At 67.4% G+C, this 17,934-nt stretch carries 16 protein-coding genes and 1 pseudogene; 7 read left to right on the top strand and 10 right to left on the bottom strand.

The window, feature by feature from the left end; all coding sequences use genetic code 11:
* Positions 1 to 17: 17 nt before the first annotated feature.
* The 5 genes from rpoN to QP166_RS17400 all read right to left on the bottom strand — a co-directional run bounded on the left by rpoN (position 18) and on the right by QP166_RS17400 (position 4,258).
* The gene (gene rpoN, locus QP166_RS17420; RefSeq protein ID WP_333917050.1) at positions 18 to 1,487 is read right to left on the bottom strand and encodes an RNA polymerase factor sigma-54; all 1,470 of its coding nucleotides are present in this window, start codon (positions 1,485 to 1,487) and stop codon (positions 18 to 20) included.
* Between the two features lie 74 nt (positions 1,488 to 1,561).
* A complete protein-coding gene (gene lptB, locus QP166_RS17415) occupies positions 1,562 to 2,356 on the bottom strand; it encodes an LPS export ABC transporter ATP-binding protein (RefSeq protein WP_333917049.1) in 795 nt (264 codons plus the stop codon).
* Positions 2,357 to 2,463: 107 nt separating this feature from the next.
* Positions 2,464 to 3,000, bottom strand: a complete 537-nt coding sequence (locus QP166_RS17410) for an LptA/OstA family protein (protein ID WP_333917048.1) — start codon at positions 2,998 to 3,000, stop codon at positions 2,464 to 2,466.
* A gap of 12 nt (positions 3,001 to 3,012) precedes the next feature.
* Positions 3,013 to 3,645 (bottom strand): LPS export ABC transporter periplasmic protein LptC, encoded by a 633-nt coding sequence (gene lptC / locus QP166_RS17405; RefSeq protein WP_333917047.1) that lies wholly within the window; start codon positions 3,643 to 3,645, stop codon positions 3,013 to 3,015.
* Positions 3,638 to 4,258 carry a ribonuclease D gene (locus QP166_RS17400; protein ID WP_333917046.1) on the bottom strand — a complete coding sequence of 207 codons (621 nt, stop codon included), beginning with the start codon at positions 4,256 to 4,258 and terminating at the stop codon, positions 3,638 to 3,640. Before QP166_RS17400 ends, lptC begins: the two co-directional genes overlap by 8 nt.
* A 270-nt stretch (positions 4,259 to 4,528) precedes the next feature.
* Here QP166_RS17400 and QP166_RS17395 point away from each other — a divergent pair, with 270 nt between their 5' ends.
* A complete protein-coding gene (locus QP166_RS17395) occupies positions 4,529 to 5,368 on the top strand; it encodes a cold-shock protein (RefSeq protein ID WP_333917045.1) in 840 nt (279 codons plus the stop codon).
* A gap of 239 nt (positions 5,369 to 5,607) precedes the next feature.
* Positions 5,608 to 7,134 (top strand): peptide chain release factor 3, encoded by a 1,527-nt coding sequence (locus tag QP166_RS17390; protein ID WP_333917044.1) that lies wholly within the window; start codon positions 5,608 to 5,610, stop codon positions 7,132 to 7,134.
* Positions 7,135 to 7,263: 129 nt separating this feature from the next.
* On the opposite strand, the gene mgtE is transcribed toward QP166_RS17390, so the two are convergent.
* Positions 7,264 to 8,676, bottom strand: a complete 1,413-nt coding sequence (gene mgtE, locus QP166_RS17385) for a magnesium transporter (protein WP_333917043.1) — start codon at positions 8,674 to 8,676, stop codon at positions 7,264 to 7,266.
* Between the two features lie 116 nt (positions 8,677 to 8,792).
* On the opposite strand from mgtE, the gene QP166_RS17380 reads away from it, so the two are divergent.
* Positions 8,793 to 9,248: a peptidylprolyl isomerase gene (locus QP166_RS17380; protein WP_333917042.1), complete on the top strand. Its 456-nt coding sequence runs from the start codon at positions 8,793 to 8,795 to the stop codon at positions 9,246 to 9,248.
* Between the two features lie 170 nt (positions 9,249 to 9,418).
* Here the strand turns inward: QP166_RS17380 and QP166_RS17375 are convergent, their stop codons facing one another.
* The gene (locus tag QP166_RS17375; protein WP_333917041.1) at positions 9,419 to 10,303 is read right to left on the bottom strand and encodes a LysR substrate-binding domain-containing protein; all 885 of its coding nucleotides are present in this window, start codon (positions 10,301 to 10,303) and stop codon (positions 9,419 to 9,421) included.
* A 308-nt stretch (positions 10,304 to 10,611) separates the two neighbouring features.
* On the opposite strand from QP166_RS17375, the pseudogene QP166_RS17370 reads away from it, so the two are divergent.
* Positions 10,612 to 12,905, top strand: a pseudogene (locus QP166_RS17370) (CDC48 family AAA ATPase).
* 101 nt (positions 12,906 to 13,006) lie between these two features.
* On the opposite strand, the gene QP166_RS17365 reads toward QP166_RS17370, so the two are convergent.
* Positions 13,007 to 14,407 (bottom strand): MFS transporter, encoded by a 1,401-nt coding sequence (locus QP166_RS17365; protein ID WP_333917040.1) that lies wholly within the window; start codon positions 14,405 to 14,407, stop codon positions 13,007 to 13,009.
* A 30-nt stretch (positions 14,408 to 14,437) separates the two neighbouring features.
* Here QP166_RS17365 and QP166_RS17360 point away from each other — a divergent pair, with 30 nt between their 5' ends.
* On the top strand, positions 14,438 to 15,052 hold the full coding sequence (locus tag QP166_RS17360; RefSeq protein ID WP_333917039.1) for a class I SAM-dependent methyltransferase: 615 nt from the start codon (positions 14,438 to 14,440) through the stop codon (positions 15,050 to 15,052).
* A 33-nt stretch (positions 15,053 to 15,085) separates the two neighbouring features.
* Here QP166_RS17360 and QP166_RS17355 read toward each other — a convergent pair whose 3' ends face one another.
* Both QP166_RS17355 and QP166_RS17350 read right to left on the bottom strand, forming a co-directional pair.
* Positions 15,086 to 16,159, bottom strand: coding sequence for a S41 family peptidase (locus QP166_RS17355; protein WP_333917038.1), 1,074 nt, complete (start codon positions 16,157 to 16,159; stop codon positions 15,086 to 15,088).
* Entirely contained in the window at positions 16,104 to 16,529 is a 426-nt protein-coding gene (locus tag QP166_RS17350) for a hypothetical protein (RefSeq protein WP_333917037.1), read from the bottom strand. Before QP166_RS17350 ends, QP166_RS17355 begins: the two co-directional genes overlap by 56 nt.
* 111 nt (positions 16,530 to 16,640) lie before the next feature.
* Here QP166_RS17350 and QP166_RS17345 point away from each other — a divergent pair, with 111 nt between their 5' ends.
* Together QP166_RS17345 and QP166_RS17340 are read left to right on the top strand one after the other, a co-directional pair.
* Positions 16,641 to 16,991 (top strand): hypothetical protein, encoded by a 351-nt coding sequence (locus tag QP166_RS17345; protein ID WP_333917036.1) that lies wholly within the window; start codon positions 16,641 to 16,643, stop codon positions 16,989 to 16,991.
* 59 nt (positions 16,992 to 17,050) lie between these two features.
* Positions 17,051 to 17,836, top strand: a complete 786-nt coding sequence (locus tag QP166_RS17340; protein ID WP_333917035.1) for a glutaminyl-peptide cyclotransferase — start codon at positions 17,051 to 17,053, stop codon at positions 17,834 to 17,836.
* The last annotated feature ends 98 nt before the right edge of the window (positions 17,837 to 17,934 follow it).

The following is a 17,934-nucleotide window of genomic DNA, read 5'->3' as shown; positions in this document are numbered from 1 at the left end:
GAGCTTTCGACTGACCCTCAGGCGCGTTGCAGCGCGCGGGCACGGCGGCGTTGCACCGAACTGCCGATCCCCATCGCTTCGCGATATTTGGCGACGGTGCGGCGCGCGATATCGAAGCCCTTCGCGTTGAGCTGCTCGACCAGGGTATCGTCGGACAGGATCGTATCGCCTTCGCCTGCGATCAGCGCGCGGATCGCGCTCTTCACCGCCTCCGCCGACACCGCATCACCGCCATCGGCCGCGGCGATCGCCGAGGTGAAGAAGTATTTCAGCTCGAACACGCCGCGCGCGCAGCTGAGATATTTGTTGCTCGTGACGCGGCTGACGGTCGACTCGTGCAGGTCGATCGCCTCGGCGATCTGGCGCAGCGTCAGCGGGCGGAGATGCGCGACGCCACGGAGAAAGAACGCTTCCTGCTGCTTTACGATCTCGGTCGCGACGCGCACGATCGTGCGTTGCCGCTGGTCGAGTGCCTTGACCAGCCAATTGGCGCTGGCGAGCTTGTCGGCGAGCCACGCCTTGCCGGCCTTGTCCTGCTTGCCGCCCGCCAGCTCGCTGTAATAGCCCTTGTTGACCAACACCCGCGGAAGCGTCGCGGCGTTCAGCTCGATCGCCCAGCCGGCCTTGGTCCGCGTCACCGACAGATCGGGGATGACCGGCGCGGGCGGTTCGCCGCCGTAGCGACAGCCGGGCTTGGGATCATAGGCACGCAGCTCGCGGATCATGTCCGCCATATCCTCGTCGTCGACCTGACACAGCCGCTTGAGCCGCGTCAGATCACCGCGTGCGAGCAGATCGAGATGATCGAGCAGCCGCGCCATGCACGGATCGTAGCGATCGACCTCGCGCGCCTGGATCGCGAGGCATTCGGCAAGGTCGCGCGCGCCGACTCCGGTCGGCTCGAAGCGTTGGATGATCGTCAGCACGCGCTCGACCCGCGCGACTGCGACGCCCAGCCGCTGCGCCAGCTCCGCGACATCGGCGCGGAGGTACCCCGCCTCGTCGATCTGATCGATCAACGCGCGCGCAATGAACAACTCCGCCTCGTCGAAGGCTGCCCCGGCTTGCGCGAGCAGCACGTCGGCGAGGCTTTCGCTGGTGTCGGCGAACGAATCCAGGTCGGGCGCCTCACCCGAGCCGCTCGCCGGCGCGGCGCTGGACGAGAGGCCGGCGTGGTCGGACGGCGAATCGTCGAAGCGCTCGGCGGCGATGTCGACGTCGAGCGACTCGCCGGTCGCCTCGCCCGACACGACGAGTTCGTCGGCCCCGGCCGGTTCGTCGCGGGTCGGCGTCTCGACCGTCGTCGGCTCCGGCACATCGTCACCGCCGGGCGTCGCCTCCAGCAACGGATTGCGTTCGAGTTCCTCGGCGATCACGCCCTCGATCTCGAGATTGCTCAGCGCCAGCAGCTTGATCGCCTGCTGTAGCTGCGGCGTCATCACCAGCGATTGCGACTGGCGAAGGTCGAGGCGCGGGGCGAGGCTCATCCGGCCATCACCGGTCACCCCTGCCTGCGCAGGGGCGACGGGCGGGAGAGGGCGTGCATCCCGACCCGCATCGCCTAGAGCGCGAAATCCTCGCCCAGATAGAGCCGGCGGACGTTCTCGTCGCGCACCAGTTCTTCCGGGCTGCCCGTGAAGAGCACCTTGCCGTCGTAGATGATGTAGGCGCGGTCGACGATGTCGAGCGTCTCGCGCACATTGTGGTCGGTGATCAGCACGCCGATCCCGCGATCCTTCAACTGGCAGACCAGGTTGCGGATGTCGGCGATCGAGATCGGATCGATGCCGGCGAACGGCTCGTCGAGCAACATGATCGACGGATCGGCCGCCAGCGCGCGCGCGATCTCCGCGCGGCGCCGCTCGCCGCCCGACAAGGCCATCGCAGGCGCGTCGCGCAGGCGGGTCAGCCCGAACTCGCCAAGCAGTTTCTCGAGCTTGTCGCCACGCGCCGCGGCATCCGGCTCGGAAAGCTCGAGCACGGTCGAGATGTTCTTCTCGATCGTCAGCCCGCGAAAGATCGACGTTTCCTGCGGCAGATAGCCGAGGCCGAGGATCGCGCGGCGGTACATCGGCAGTCCGGTGATGTCGTCGCCGTCGAGCATGATGCGGCCCGAATCGGGCTTCACCAGCCCCATGACCGAATAGAAGCAGGTCGTCTTGCCCGCGCCGTTCGGCCCCAGCAGCCCGATCACCTCGCCGCGCCCGACCGTCACCGACACATCGGTCAGCACGACGCGCTTGTCATAGCTCTTCGCGATCGAAACGACCTGCAGCCCGCGGCCCAGCTCGGCCTCGTGGATCGGCTCCACCCGGTCGAGCCCTTCGCGGTTCAGCGCTGTCGTGGTGCCGTCCATCGTCTGTCGCTCTCTCAGAACAGGGTTACCGCTTCGTCAACGCCGCGACTGGCAGGATTCATGCAGGAAGCCGGCGCGGACGGGAACCCCGACGTGCCGCGCCGCAATCAGTTGCGCTTTGGCACCGAGAAGGTGCCGGTGACCCGGCCACCCGGCGCCTGCGTGACCGCGCCGGTGCCCGAGGTCGCGCCGCCCGCGACCGACGAGCCGTCGATCACCGCGCGGCCGCTGTCGAGATTGATCGTCAGCCGGCCGCCGTTGATGGTGTTGCCGCCCTGCGTCAGCTTCACCCCGCCCAGCATCGTGATGATGCGGCGGTTGAGATCGTAGACGGCGAACTGGCTGCTTGCAGTCTGATCGGGGCGGACCACCGTCACCCCGCCGCTGGCGTCGAGCCGCGATACCTGCGGGCTGCCGTCGATCACCTGACCGGTATAGGCGACGGTCATCCGCTGCGCGCTCAGCGTCATCTCCGCCTGCCGCACCTTGACGTTGCCGGAGAGCACCGCGCGATTGGCGCGATCCTGCAACTCGATGTGATCCGCGCCGAAATCGATCGGTGCGGCGGTGTTATGCCGCGTCTGCGCCGCCGCGGGAACGGCGAGCAGCGTCAGCAGGGCAGGGGCGACGGCAAGGCGCAACATGCGGAGGCTTCTCTATTTTCTCGGGGTGAACCGCAAGCGGGCATTGCCGTCGAGCGTAACGGTGCGCGCTTCCAGGTCGGCGCTCATCGTGTCGCCGCGGAAGGTGCCCTGGCGCACGGTGCCGGTCGCCGCGCCGGTGGAGCGCAAGCGACGTGATTTCAGGTCGACGACCGCATTGTCGGTGTCGAGCGTGTAATTGTTCGGTCCGCGCACCTTGATCGGGCCGTCGACGTTCACCTGCTCGCTGTCCATGTCGTAGCGGCCGGTCGGCGCGGTCAGCGTCGCGGGGCCGTCCGACAGCCGGATCGCCGCCGCCATGCCGGCGATTCGCACGATCGGTTCGGCGGAGCTTTTCTGCACCGCGGAGCCGGCGTCGAGTTCGAACGGCTGTCCCTTCGCGTCGGTGCCACGGTAGCGCGCCTCGCGCAGCTTCATGCGCTCCTTGGCGACGTCGACCCGACTCTTGTCGAGCACGAACGACGCATCGCCGCCCATCGTCAGCGGCGCCATCACCAGAAAGGCGAACAACACGCCGATCGACACGGGAAGCCCACGGTTGGCGATCGCGATGATGCGATCGTGCCGCCCGCCGGGTTGCGCCCAGCGTTGCCGTTCCGATCGGACGCGAAGCGCGACGTCAGACATGCGCGAAGATGTCCACCTCCGGCCAGCCCGCCAGATCCAGCTCGGCGCGCGCCGGCAGGAAGTCGAAGCACGCCTGCGCCAGTTCGGTGCGTCCCTCGCGGGCCAGCCGGCGGTCTAGCTCCTCCTTCAGGCGATGCAGGTAACGCACGTCGGACGCGGCATAATCGCGCTGCGCATCGCTCAGCACCGGGCCGCCCCAGTCCGACGATTGCTGCTGCTTCGAGATGTCCTGCCCCAGCAATTCGCGCACCAGCTCCTTCAGCCCGTGGCGGTCGGTATAGGTCCGCACCAGCCGCGACGCGGTCTTGGTGCAATAGACCGGCGCGGCCACGACGCCGAGATAGTGACGGATCGCCGCAATGTCGAAGCGGCCGAAGTGATAGAGCTTCAATCGCGCCGGATCGGCCAGCACCTGACGCAGGATCGGGGCGGCATAGTCGCTGCCCGGCGAGAAGCGAACGAGATGCTCGTCCCCGCTGCCATCCGACAATTGCACCAGGCACAGCCGGTCACGCGGGGTGATGAGGCCCATCGTCTCGGTATCCACCGCAATTGCGGCACCCGCGGCGAACACGTCGCCGGGCAAGTCTTCTTCGTGCAGATATACAGCCATAACCAGCCTGTAACGAGACGGCCCGTCGGGCTCAATCGCTTCGTGACATGCGCGTCTCGCTACGACGGAACGTGGCAGCAATGCGACAGATTCGGGGCGTGACACGGACATTGCTTGAAAAGATGCGCAAAACGATTCGCAGCTTGGCGCAAGATGGTCTAAAGGGGGTGCTGAGGCGCAGTAGGTCCTGTGCCCAGGGGAGCCGCGTTCGCCGTCCTGCGCGTGGCCCTGATGAGAGTTATCGGGCGGACCGGGAAGACGAACAGGGTTATGGGTTACGACAAGGGCGGCCGCGGGCAGCGCGGCGGGCGTGGGCGCGACAAGCGCGACGGCTTCGGCGGCGGTGACGATTTCGGCGGCGGCGGCGGTTTTGGTGGCGGCGGCTTCGGCGGCGGCTTTGAAGATCGTGGCGGCGGCGGCTTTGGCGGCGGTCGCGGCTTCGGTGGCGGCGGCGGCGGCTTCGGCGGCGGCGGCGGTGGTGGCTTCCGCGGCGGCGGTGGCGGCGGCTTCAGTGGCGGCGGCGGTGGCCGCGGCTTCGGCGGCGGCGGTGGCGGCATGCCCCCGCAGGTCGTTGGCGAAGGCACCGGCGTGGTCAAGTTCTTCAACGGACAGAAGGGCTTCGGCTTCATCGTCCGTGATGACGGCGGCGAGGACGTGTTCGTGCACATCTCGGCGGTCGAGCAGGCGGGCCTGTCGGGCCTGGCCGAGGGCCAGCCGCTCGGCTTCACGCTCGTCGATCGCGGCGGCCGCGTCTCGGCGACCGATCTGAAGATCGACGGCGAGCCGATGCCGGTCACCGATCGTGCGCCTCCGCGTGAGGGTGGCTTCGGCGACCGTGGCGATCGTGGTCCGCGTCCGGCCGGTGCAGCGGGTGGCGCGCAGCGTCAGCTGACCGGTGAGAAGGCGACGGGTACCGTCAAGTTCTTCAACGCGATGAAAGGCTTCGGCTTCATCCAGCGCGATGACGGGCAGCCGGATGCCTTCGTGCACATCTCGGCCGTCGAGCGCGCGGGGATGCCGACGCTCAACGAGGGCGACCGCCTGAGCTTCGAGATCGAGGTCGATCGTCGCGGCAAGTATGCGGCCGTGAACCTCGAATCGGGCAGCTAAGCAGACCGGTTCCTCGTGAACGAACGGCGGCCCGCCCGACACCTGTCGGGCGGGCCGTTGTCGTTTAATGGCCCCAACGTCGCTGCCCCAGACTCTTCGGCAGTCTGAGGCGCGCCGCGATCCAGAGCCTCGACACGAGGCTATCGCACCCGCCTCTGTCCCTTCGTCGCCCATCCTGCTATTCGCGCGCACCATATGGCCGCGCGATCGCGGCGCTTGCCCGAACCGCTGGAACCCGCATGACGTCTCCCCGCCGAACCTTTGCGATCATCTCTCACCCGGACGCGGGCAAGACGACGCTGACCGAGAAGCTGCTGTATTTCGGCGGCGCGATCCACCTCGCGGGCGAGGTCAAGGCGCGCGGGCAGAACCGGCGTGCGCGCTCGGACTGGATGAAGATCGAGCAGCAGCGCGGGATCTCGGTCACGTCGAGCGTGATGACCTTCGAGAGTGGCGGGGTGACCTTCAACCTGCTCGACACGCCGGGGCACGAGGATTTCAGCGAGGACACGTATCGCACGCTGACCGCGGTCGATTCGGCGATCATGGTCATCGATGCCGCGCGCGGTATCGAGGCGCAGACGCGCAAGCTGTTCGAGGTCTGCCGGCTGCGCTCGGTGCCGATCATCACCTTCGTCAACAAGGTCGATCGCGAGGGGCGGCCGACGTTCGAACTGCTCGACGAGATCGCCGACATGCTGGCGCTCGACGTCTGCCCGATGACATGGCCGGTCGGGATGGGTGGGACGTTCGAGGGTATCCTCAACCTGTCCACCAACCGCATCGCGCGGCCTGAGGGCGACAGCCGGCTGTTCCAGGGCAAGACCGAAGACGCGCCGACATTGCCCGAGGCTGTGGCGGAAGAGATCGAGCTGGCGCAGGCCGGTTACGCGTCATTCGATGCCGAGGCGTATCGCAACGGGGACCTGACCCCGGTCTATTTCGGCTCCGCGCTCAAGGATTTCGGCCCTGCCGACCTGATCGCCGCGCTGAGCGACTATGCGCCGTCGCCGCGTCCGCAGCCTGCCGAGCCGGCGCCGGTCGATCCGCAAGAGAAGGAAGTCACCGGCTTCGTCTTCAAGGTGCAGGCGAACATGGACCCGCAGCACCGCGACCGGATCGCGTTCATGCGGTTGTGCTCGGGCACCTTCAAGCGCGGGATGAAGCTGACCCCGACCGGGCACGGCAAGCCGATCGCGGTCCATTCGCCGATCCTGTTTTTCGCGCAGAATCGCGAGGTGGCGGACGAGGCCTATCCGGGCGACATCATCGGCATTCCCAACCACGGCACGCTGCGCGTCGGCGACACGCTGAGCGAGAAGGCGGACGTGCGCTTCACGGGGCTGCCGAACTTCGCGCCGGAAATCCTGCGGCGCGTGGTGCTGAAGGATTTCACCAAGACCAAGCAACTGCGCAAGGCGCTCGACGACATGGCCGAGGAGGGCGTGACGCAGGTCTTCTATCCCGAGATCGGCAGCAACTGGATCATCGGCGTGGTCGGGCAGTTGCAGCTGGACGTGCTGCTCAGCCGGCTGGATGCGGAATATAAGGTTGCCGCCGGGTTGGAGCCGGCGCCGTTCGACACCGCGCGGTGGATTTCGGCGGAAGACCCGGCCGAGCTGAAGAACTTCACCGATTTGAACCGCGCGGCGATGGCCAAGGATCGCGACGGCAATCCGGTGTTCCTCGCGAAAAGCGCGTGGGAGGTCGGCTATGTGCAGGATCGCTACGCGAAGGTGAAGTTCGCCGCGACACGCGAGCGGTAAGCACGGCCCCAGCCGTCATTCCCGCAAAGGCGGGAATCCAGAACCTCTGACGCTTCGGCTTTTTCGAAGACCTGCGCGTCTGGATTCCCGCCTTCGCGGGAATGACGGGCGGCGGTTGGCGGGAAGGACCTACCCGCCCAATCCCCACAGCGCCGCAAGGCCCAAGAACGTGAAGAACCCCAGCGAATCGGTGCAGGTGGTCACGAACACCGACGACGCCACCGCGGGATCGACGTCGAAGCGATCGAGCGTCACCGGCACCAGCACCCCCGCTAATCCGGCGACGATGTTGTTGATGAACAACGCCAGCCCGAACACGATCGCCAACGCCGGATTGCCGAACCACAGATACGAGCCCGCGCCGACCAGCAGCCCGAGGCCGACGCCGTTGCTCCCGGCGATCCGCAATTCGCGGACGATCATCCGCATCGTGTTCGACCCGGTCAGCTGGTTCGTGGCGAGTGCGCGGACGACGACGGCGAGCGTCTGGGTGCCTGCGTTGCCGCCCATCCCGCTGACGATCCCCATCAATTGCGCAAGCACCGCAAAGCGCGCGATCCGTTCGTCGAACAGCCCGACCACCGTCGCGGCGATCATCGCGGTCGGCAGGTTGATGAGCAGCCACGTCAGCCGCGTTCGCACGGTGAGCCGAATCGGCTCGTTGATGTCGCCTTCACCCGCGCCCGACAGCCGCAGCGCGTCCTCGCCGGCCTCCTGCTGGATGATGTGGACGACGTCGTCGACCGTGATCATTCCGACCAGTCGCCCCGAGCCGTCGACGACCGCGGCGGAGATCAACGCGTATTTCTGGAAGCGGAGTGCGACCTCTTCCTGGTCCATGTCGACCGGGATCAGCGTCTGCTCGCGCTGCATGACGTCGGCGATCGCGATGCTGCGCGGGGTGCGCAGGATCCAGCTCAGCGAACAGGTGCCGACGGGCTCATGCGTCGGGTCGACGACGAAGATTTCCCAGAAGTCGGTGGTCAGCGTCTCGTCGGCGCGCAGATAGTCGAGCACGTCGCCGACCGTCCAATGCTCCGGCACCGCGACCAGATCGCGCTGCATGAGGCGACCGGCCGATTCCTCGGGATAGGACAAGGCCTCCTCGATCGCGGCGCGATCGTCGGGCTCCATCGCGCGCAGGACCTCGCGTTGGTCCTCCGGCTCCATGTCCTCGATAATCGCCACCGCATCGTCGGTGTCGAGTTCGCTGGCGATATCCGCGACCTGTCGCGCGTCGAGCGCGTCGATCAGCGCTTCGCGGACATAGTCGTTCATCTCCGCGAAGACGTCGGCGTCGAGCAGGTCGCTGATCGCGGCGGCGAGATCGCGGCGGCAATCCTCGGGCGTCAGCTCGAACAGGTCGGCGATATCGGCGGGATGAAGCGGTTCGACCAGCGTATGCGCCTCGGCGACATCGCCGGCCTCGACGGCGTCGAGCACCGCGCGGACGAACTCGGGCTTCAGCCGATCGTCCTCGTCGAGCCGCTCCTCGCGGTCGTCCTGCTCCTCATACGCGTCGCGCAGCTCGGTCTCGCTCATATGCCGGCTCCCTGATTGCGCGTCGACGCCTCGGCACCTAGCGCGGGCGTCATGCATTTGCCAGCCGGGCGCGGGACCGATAGGGGCGCGCGCATACGGCAAGAAAGGAACTGCCTGTGACCGATACCTATTCCACGCTGACCCTGACGCTGGACAGCGGCGACGTGACGATCAACCTGCGCCCCGATCTCGCACCCGAGCATGTCGCGCGGATCGCCGAGCTGGCCAACGAGGGTTTCTATGACGGCGTGGTGTTCCACCGCGTGATCCCCGGCTTCATGGCGCAGGGTGGCGATCCGACCGGCACCGGGATGCACGGCTCGGACAAGCCGAACCTCCGCCAAGAATTCAGCAAGGAACCGCATGTGCGCGGCACCTGCTCGATGGCGCGGACGATGGACCCGAATTCGGCGAATTCGCAGTTCTTCATCTGCTTCGACGACGCGCGCTTCCTCGACGGGCAGTATACCGTATGGGGCCAGGTGACCGACGGCATGGAGCTGATCGACGCGCTTCCCAAGGGCGAGCCGCCCGCGAATCCGGGCAAGATCGTCTCGATGAAGGCGGCCTGATTCCCGGCGACTCGTTCCGCTCCGATCGTGGCGGAGCGAGTCGCGGGCGCCACCCTCCCGTCAGGCCCGCGAAGGCGGAAATCCAGACGCGCAGGTCCTCGCAAGAGTCGCTTGGGTCAGAGATTCTGGATTTCCGCCTGCGCGGGAATGACGGGCTTGGTGAGGGCGGCTTACCCTTCGCGCAGCGTCCTGATCAGCCAGTCGCGGAAGATCTTGACCGGCTTGGTCTGGAGCGCGCGCGGGCGGCACGCGAACCAGTAACTGTACGGGCTGGTGACATCGATATCGAACAGCCGCACCAGCCGCGGGTCATTCGCGTCCTGGAAGTGGTTCTCGTGCATGAACGCGACGCCGAGCCCCTGCGCGGCCGCCTCCAGGATCAACACGCCCGTATCGAAATAGTCGATCGCGACCGGCTCCATCCCCGGATAGCCCGCCGCCTGGCTCCACGCCGCGAACGTGTCGGGCATGTCGCGGTGGAGCAAGACGCTGTGCTCGCGCATCTGCTCGGGCGAGCGCAGCGGCGTCGGGCCGTCGAGCAATCCCCGCGCGCCGATCGGATAAACCATGTTGCGATCGAGCCGCTCAGAATAGAGCATCGGATCGATATCGCGCGCGACGACGATCACCGCGTCGAGCCCTTCACCGAGTCGCGCCAGCGCATTGCCGCCGGTATCGATGTCGAGGTGCAGTTCGGGATGCGCGGCGCGCAACTCGCCCAGTCGCGGGAACAGCCGCTGCGAGGCGTAAAGCGGCAGCACGCCCAGCCGCAGTCGCAGGACGTCGTTGCCGCTGGTCATTCCCTCGATCGCGTCGGACATGCCGTCGAGCGCGGGCGCGATCGCCGCGAGCAGCCGCTCGCCATCGGCATTGGGCACCATCGCCTGATGCCGACGATCGAACAGCGGGCGTGAGATGAAGCGTTCGAGCGTCTGGATCCGGCGGCTAAGTGCCGGAGGCGACAGCGCAAGCTCCTGCGCGGCGGCCTTGATCGAGCCGAGCCGGGCGACGGCCACGAAGGCCTCGATCGCAGTGAGGGGCGGAAGCCGGCGCATGGCAGGTCAGGGGCTGATCCGAAATGGCTGTTGCGGTGCATCATGCAACATCCGACTGCCGGTGCAACAACAATCGCCGTCTCGATTGCAGAATCTGCAAGTGTGACGCTACCATTTCGCACTTGCGAAGAAGCGGGCCGCGCCGCACATAGGGCGTGCCTTTCAGGCATCCTCTCCTAAAAACTTCAAACGGCCGGCCCCTTGGGGCTGGCCTTTTTTTCGTCTGCGTGCTGCGTCAGGTTGGTTCGCAATGCGGAACCGGCGTCCTATCTTCTGCGCTCGGCTGCAAGCCGCGCGAAAGGAACGACATGGCGGATGCCGACGACAAGATGGTGAAGTTGCAGGTCGCAAACGCGCGGCCCGAGGATAGCGGGCGCGGCGTCGCGCATCTGCCACGCGTGGTGTTCGCGGCGCTGGGGATCACCGACGGCGATGTCGTCGAGATCGTCGGCAAGAAGACCACCCCGCACGCGCGATCGGCCCCTATGCCGAAGACGAGGGATTGGAGCTGGTCCGCATCGACGGGCTTCAGCGTGCCAATGCCGGAGTCGGTTCGGGCGATTTCGTCGAGGTGCGACGCGTCGAGTCGAAGGCGGCGACGCGCGTCGTGTTCGCCCCGGCGCAGCAGAATTTGCGGCTACAGGGATCGACGAACGCGCTGAAGCGCACCTTCTTCGGTCGGCCGCTGTGCGCGGGCGATATCGTCGCGACCGCCGGGCACCAGCGCGTCCAGAACATGCCGCCGGGAATGGAGCGCTACGTCAACGCCCCAGCTTACGCCCTGCAGGAAATCCGGCTGCTGGTCGTCTCGGCGAATCCCAAGGGCGTCGTCCATATCGACGAGAGCACCGAGATCGAGCTGCGCCCCGAATATGAAGAGCCGCAGGCCGCGCGCCGCGCCGACGTCACCTACGACGATATCGGCGGCATGGGGCAGACGATCGACCAGCTGCGTGAGATGGTCGAGCTGCCTTTGCGCTATCCCGAGCTTTTCCAGCGGCTTGGCGTCGATCCGCCCAAGGGCGTGCTGCTCCATGGGCCGCCCGGCACCGGCAAGACGCGGCTGGCGCGCGCGGTGGCGAACGAGTCGGACGCGCAATTCTTCCTCATCAACGGCCCCGAGATCATGGGCTCGGCCTATGGCGAATCCGAACAACGGCTGCGGCAGGTGTTCGAGGAAGCCAGCAAGGCCGCGCCGTCGATCGTCTTCATCGATGAGATCGACTCGATCGCGCCCAAGCGCGGGCAGGTGTCGGGGGAGGCGGAGAAGCGCCTTGTCGCGCAATTGCTGACGCTGATGGACGGACTGGAGGCGCGCGCCAATCTGGTCGTGATCGCGGCGACCAACCGGCCGGAGGCGATCGACGAGGCGCTGCGCCGGCCCGGTCGCTTCGATCGCGAGATCATCGTCGGCGTGCCGGACGAGCGCGGGCGGCGCGAGATCCTTGGAATCCACACCCGCGGCATGCCACTGGGCGAGGGCGTCGAGCTGAGCGACCTCGCGCGGCAGACCTTCGGGTTCGTCGGCGCCGATCTGGCGGCGCTGACCCGAGAGGCGGCGATCGAGGCGGTGCGGCGGATCATGCCGCGGCTCAACCTCGAGGATCGTACCATCCCCGCCGAGGTGCTCGACATGCTGGCGGTGACGCGCGAGGATTTCACCGAGGCGCTCAAGCGCGTCCAGCCGAGCGCGATGCGCGAGGTCATGGTGCAGGCGCCGACCGTCAAATGGTCGGACGTCGGCGGGCTCGACGATGCGCAGATGCGGCTCAAGGAAAGTGTCGAGCTGCCGCTCAAGGATCCCGATGCGTTCCGCCGGCTTGGTATCCGTCCTGCGAAAGGTTTCCTGCTCTATGGCCCGCCGGGAACGGGCAAGACGCTGCTCGCCAAGGCGGTGGCGCGCGAGGCGCAGGCGAACTTCATCGCCACCAAGTCGAGCGACCTGCTCAGCAAATGGTATGGCGAGAGCGAGCAGCAGATCGCGCGGCTGTTCCAGCGCGCGCGCCAGGTCGCACCGACGGTGATCTTCATCGACGAACTCGATTCGCTGGTGCCCGCACGCGGTGGCGGGCTCGGCGAGCCGCAGGTGACCGAGCGGGTGGTGAATACGATCCTGGCCGAGATGGACGGGTTGGAGGAGCTTCAGTCGGTGGTGGTAATCGGCGCGACCAACCGGCCGAACCTGATCGACCCGGCGCTGCTGCGGCCAGGGCGGTTCGACGAGCTGGTCTATGTCGGCGTGCCCAACGCCGCGGGACGGCGGCGGATCCTCGACATTCAGACGCAGAAGATGCCGCTCGCGCCCGACGTCGACCTCGACGCGGTGGCGGCGCGGACCGAGCGCTTCACCGGCGCCGATCTGGAGGATGTCGTGCGGCGTGCCGGCCTGATCGCGCTGCGCGAATCGCTCGACACGCGCGAGGTGCGCCGCGCGCATTTCGAGCGTGCGCTGGAGGAGAGCCGCGCGAGCGTCACCCCCGAGGTCGAGCACGAGTATGAGCAGATGGCGGCGCGGCTGAAGCAGGAGGCCAATGCGATCCAGCCGATCGGCTTCATCTCACCGGGGCAGCTTACCGCGCGGCCGGGCGGCAAGGAGATTTAGCTCTCCCTGATCGTCGCCCCCGACTGGATCCGGGGTCCCGCTTCTTCTCGACAGAAGTAAGAAGCGGGAACCCGGATCACGTCCGGGATGGCGGTGTGGGCTTATTGCCGCAACACGCGCCACCCGAGCGGTAACATCAGCGCACAGGCGATCGCCGCGGCATCATACGGTAGCGCGTGTCCGATGCCGTACAGCGCGACCCCGACCGACGGGCCGAGGACGAAACTGGCGCCGCTGATGCTGGTCACCTTGCCCGCGACCGACGCCTGCAACGTCGCCCCGACGGCGAGGCTCGATCCGGCGGTGAAGCCCGGCCGGACGAACCCGAAGCCGAGGCTGGCGAGCGCATAGCCGCTCGCGATCGCGGGCAGGGTGGTCGCATGACCGGTTGCCCAGCACCCGGCGGCGGCGAGCGCGAGCCCGATCAGGATCAATGCGCGCGGGCGCAGGTCGAGCAGCGGGATCATCCCCCATTGCGCAAGCAACGATGCGCCCGCGCCGGTCATCAGCACCAGCCCGGTCGCACCCAGCGCGTCGACCGGTGACACGCCGAGCCGGTCGATGACGAGGAAGCCGATCACCTGCCCGGTCATCGCCTGTGCGTGACCCATGACCAGCCCGACGAACAGCCACCAGCGAATGCGTGGGTCGAGCGTGCCGATCCGCCCGCCGCCCTCCGGCGCAGTCGCGGCGGTGACGCTCGCGCCCGATGATTGCCCGCCGATTGACGGGTAAGCGGTGGCGGCACCGTGCGCGTCGTCGGCGATGCGTCGATCGTCGGGCAGCCGCCGCCAGACCGCGACCAGCATCGCCACGCCGAACAGCGCGAAGACGAACGCCGGCGCCGCCAGCCCGATCGCGACCGGGCCGATGTGTCCGAGGATCAGATAGGGCGCGAGCGCCGGGCCGAGGATCGTCCCGAGCCCGAACGCGGAGGCGAGCAGGGTCAATGCGCGCGTCCGTTCCTCGCGCGTCGTACTGCCCGCAACCAACGCCTGCACGGCGGGCGGCGCGGCGGCGCCGGTCGCGCCGTAGATCACGCGCCCGAGGATGAAGAGCACGAACGCCGCCGTCCCGCCGATCCAATTGTTGATCCCGGCGAGCAGGAACACGCCGCACAGCACGAGGCTGGTCGCATAGCCGCCAAGGCCGAGCAGGATCATCGCGCGCCGCCCGTGCCGGTGCGAGCGATGCGCCCAGAACGGCGCCGCAAGCACCCAGAACAAGGCCGAGATCGAAAAGGCGAGCGCCACCTCGGCGTCGCGCACGCCGAGCGAGCGGCCGAGCGCGGGCAGTACCGACTGCAACGCGGTATTGCCCGCGGCGATCGTCAGCATCACCATGAACATCAAAGCGAACGTCGTGTCCCGCGCCTGCTTCACCGTCGTCCGCTCCCGCCACCTCCCAATGTCGATTAGGCGCTTGGGGGCCGCGCGCAACCGGGCTATGGCAACCGCTTCGCCTGCAAGGCGTTCGTCATGCCGATGACGCAGAAACGTCATCACATCAGGTTCGGGAGCCGTTTTTTCCACATGACCAGTTCCACCGACGCCGTGCGGCGCGACAGCAGCAAAGCCGCCGGCGTGCCCGGACCGTGGCAGATGTTCTTCACCGGCTTTCTCAAGCACCCGGTGATGGTCGGTTCGATCATCCCGTCATCGGACCGGTTGATCGCGAAGATGCTCGGCCCGGTCGATTGGGCCAATTGCAAGCTGTTCGTTGAATATGGACCGGGCGTCGGCACCTTCTGTCGCCCGATCCTCGAGCGGATGGCGCCCGATGCGATGCTGATCGCGATCGACACCAACGCCGATTTCATCCGCTACCTCGACCATACGATCACCGATTCGCGCTTCGTCGCGGTGCATGGCTCGGCGGCCGATGTCGAGCGGATCGTCGCCGAACACGGGCATGAGGCGGCCGATTACGTGCTGTCGGGCCTGCCGTTCTCGACGCTGCCCGACGGCGTGGGTCCGGCGATCGCTGCCGCGACGCAGCGCGTGCTCCGCATCGGCGGCGCTTTCCTGGTCTATCAGTTCAGCCCCAAGGTCCGCGACTTCATCGCGCCGCACTTCCACCGCATCGATCACGACATGGAATGGTGGAACGTGCCCCCGGCGCAGCTCTACTGGGGCTGGAAGGACTAGGGACTACCCCGCTTACGGGCGGCTTGATGCGGCTCAGTACAGCCCCGGCGTGTCGCGCTGCGCAACGGTCGGGGTGACCGACACCAACGGGCGCTGCGACGCGGCGAACAATCCGGTCGTGCGCGCGGCCGAGGCGCTGGCGCCGATCGGCGTGCAGCCGCGCCCTGCCAGCCAGTCCAGCGCGGTACGCACCGATGTCTCGCTCGCGTCGCCCAGCTGATGGCTGTAATCGTCGGTGGCCTGGCAGCTCGCCTCCACCTTGGTCGCCAGACCGTCGTAATAATCCCCCTGTCGCGCCGAATTCTGGAGCGCGAAGGCGATCACGCGCAACCGGTCGTCGCTGCACGACGGATTGTCGATCGCGATCTGCCCGACCGGCTTGCCGTAGGTGTTGCTGCCGACCAGCGCGAGATCGCTGTGCAGGTACGGGATCAGCGCGTTGATGACATATTCGCTCGCCGAGGCCGTCTGGCCGGTGCCGATGAACGCGATCCGCGTCGGGGCGATCGCGTTCATCTCCCGTGCGAAGCGACGGACCTCGTTCTGCGACGATTTCGACGTGCGGAAGGTGGTATAGGCCTGCACGTCGTTGGTCGAACGGTTGGCGCCGAGCAGGTCGGTGAAGGTCTCCGCCGTGCCGAGCAGCCCGCCGCCATTGTAGCGCAGGTCGACGATCACCTGCGTCACGCCCTGGTCGCGGAACGTGGCGAACGCACTGCGCAACTGGTCGTCGGCGGTGGTGATGAAGGTGCGCAGGTTGATGTAGCCGACCTTGCGTCCATTATCGTCGATCACCCTGCTTCCGTAGCGCGACGATACCGGCGTCAGGGTATAGTCGGCGCTGGTGACCGACACGTCGCGGGTGCCGTTTGCATCGGTGATGCGCAGGAAGCGCACAGTGCCCGGCGTCGACGTATCGAACGCCGCGTCGAGCGCGGTCTCGCCGCCGCTCGCCAGAATGTCGCTGATCAGGCGAACCGTCGCCGCGGTCGGGCCGATACCGACGATCTGCGCGCCGCGGTCGATCCCGGCACTCAGCGCCGGTGCACCTTCATACGCCTCGGTCACGAACAGCCGGTTGTTCGAGATCGCGCGCCAGCCGGACACCGATCCCGGCGGTCCCTCCCGATCCATAATAAGCGTTCTCCGCCTTCAGCGAGGTCAGATAGGTGAAATAGCGATCCTTGCGCTGCGCCCTTGCGGTGGCGGTCAGCGCGTCGAGGAAGCTGTCGACATCCGAATAGGCGCCCGGATCGATGTTCGTCGGCAAGGTAACGGGGAACAGATACCATTCGTTCATCGTCGCGAGCACCCAATTCTGCCGCGCACGCAACGCGCAGCCGGTCGGGGTCGTCGTGCCCGCGACACTGCCGCCGCCGCCCGGGCTGCTCCCAACGCTCGTGTTGCTGCCGCCGTCTCCGCACGATGCCAGCAACGCCAGCCCCGCTACCAGCCCGATCGACCGCCGCCTACGCATCACCAAGGTTCCTCACGACTCGCCTGCAAGCGCCACCATAGCGACGATGGTGCAGCCCGAAGCTGTGAAAAATGTTAAACGGCGGCAATGTTCGTCTGGAGGAGCTGCCCCGTGATTCGTCGTGTTCTGATCCCCGCCGTCCTTTGCGTGTTGCTCGCCGCCTGCGGATCGGCGCCCAGTGCGGATAACAGCATGGCCGCCACCACGAACGGCAGCAGCGATTATCTCGCGAAGATCAGCCAGTTGAACGAGAAGGAGCGCAATGGCGTGCTGTTCCGCGCGATCAGCGACGCGGGCCGTGGCTGCCAGGGCGTGACGCGCTCGGTGGCGGGGCCGGCGATGCAGGGCAACCCGAGCTGGATCGCCACCTGTGACGACGGGACGCCGTGGGTGGTGTCGATCAACGACCAGGGTGTCGCCAGCGTGAGCGCGGTGGCGGCGACCAGGCCCAAGGCGGGTTGACGAACGCGGCGCGGCGCAACGTGATTGCCCCGCGCCGCGCGGCATCGTACCGCTGACGCATGTCGCGCTGGCTGCTCCTTCCGCTCCTCGCTCTCGCCGGTCCGGCGGGAGCGGCTCCGCCCCAGGCCGCTTCCGCGGTCATGGCGCGCCAGCCGGTGCTGGTCGCGCCGGTGGTCGTTCGTCGCCTGCCGCACGACCGTGCGGCCTTCACCGAGGGATTGGTGTGGCATGGCGGCGCGTTGATCGAGAGCGTCGGGCTGGAGGGGCGTTCCGACGTGCGGCGCGTCGATCCGGCGACCGGCAAGGTCACGCTTCGGCGGACGATTCCGGCGGCACAATTCGGCGAGGGGCTGGCGCTGTGGAAGGGCGAGGCGATCAGCCTGACGTGGCACGACGGCATCGCGCACCGCTGGACCGCGGCGACGCTCAAACCCTTGGGAACGATGCGCTATACCGGCGAGGGCTGGGGGCTGACATCCGACGCGACCTCGCTGATCCGCTCAGATGGTAGCGCGACCCTGACCTTCCACGATCCCGCGACGATGAAGGTGTGGCGGACCGTGACCGTCACCTTCGCGGGCCGTCCGCTCGACCAGATCAACGAACTGGAGATGGTCGACGGGCAGATCCTCGCCAATGTCTGGCACCAGCCTTTCATCGTCGCGATCGATCCGCGTAGCGGAGTGGTGACGCGCGTGATCGACCTGCGCGCGATCGTCGCCGAGGTCGGTGCGCGCGATCCCGAGGCGGTCGCGAACGGCATCGCATGGGATGCCAAGGCGCGACGGCTGTTCGTCACCGGCAAGCGCTGGCCGACGATGTTCGAGATCCGGTTGCCGAAATAGCGTTCCTGCCTGATCCGAACGTATCGTTGCCCCGGACTTGATGCCGGATCCAGTTTTCTCAGGCGTGATCCGTCAAAGCTGACGTGTACCCCGGCGAA

It is taken from the genome of Sphingomonas sp. LR60, from assembly GCF_036855935.1.
GTDB lineage: Bacteria > Pseudomonadota > Alphaproteobacteria > Sphingomonadales > Sphingomonadaceae > Sphingomonas.
Note: the sequence above shows the minus strand (reverse complement) of the source record. Positions and strands in the feature narration are given on the sequence as shown.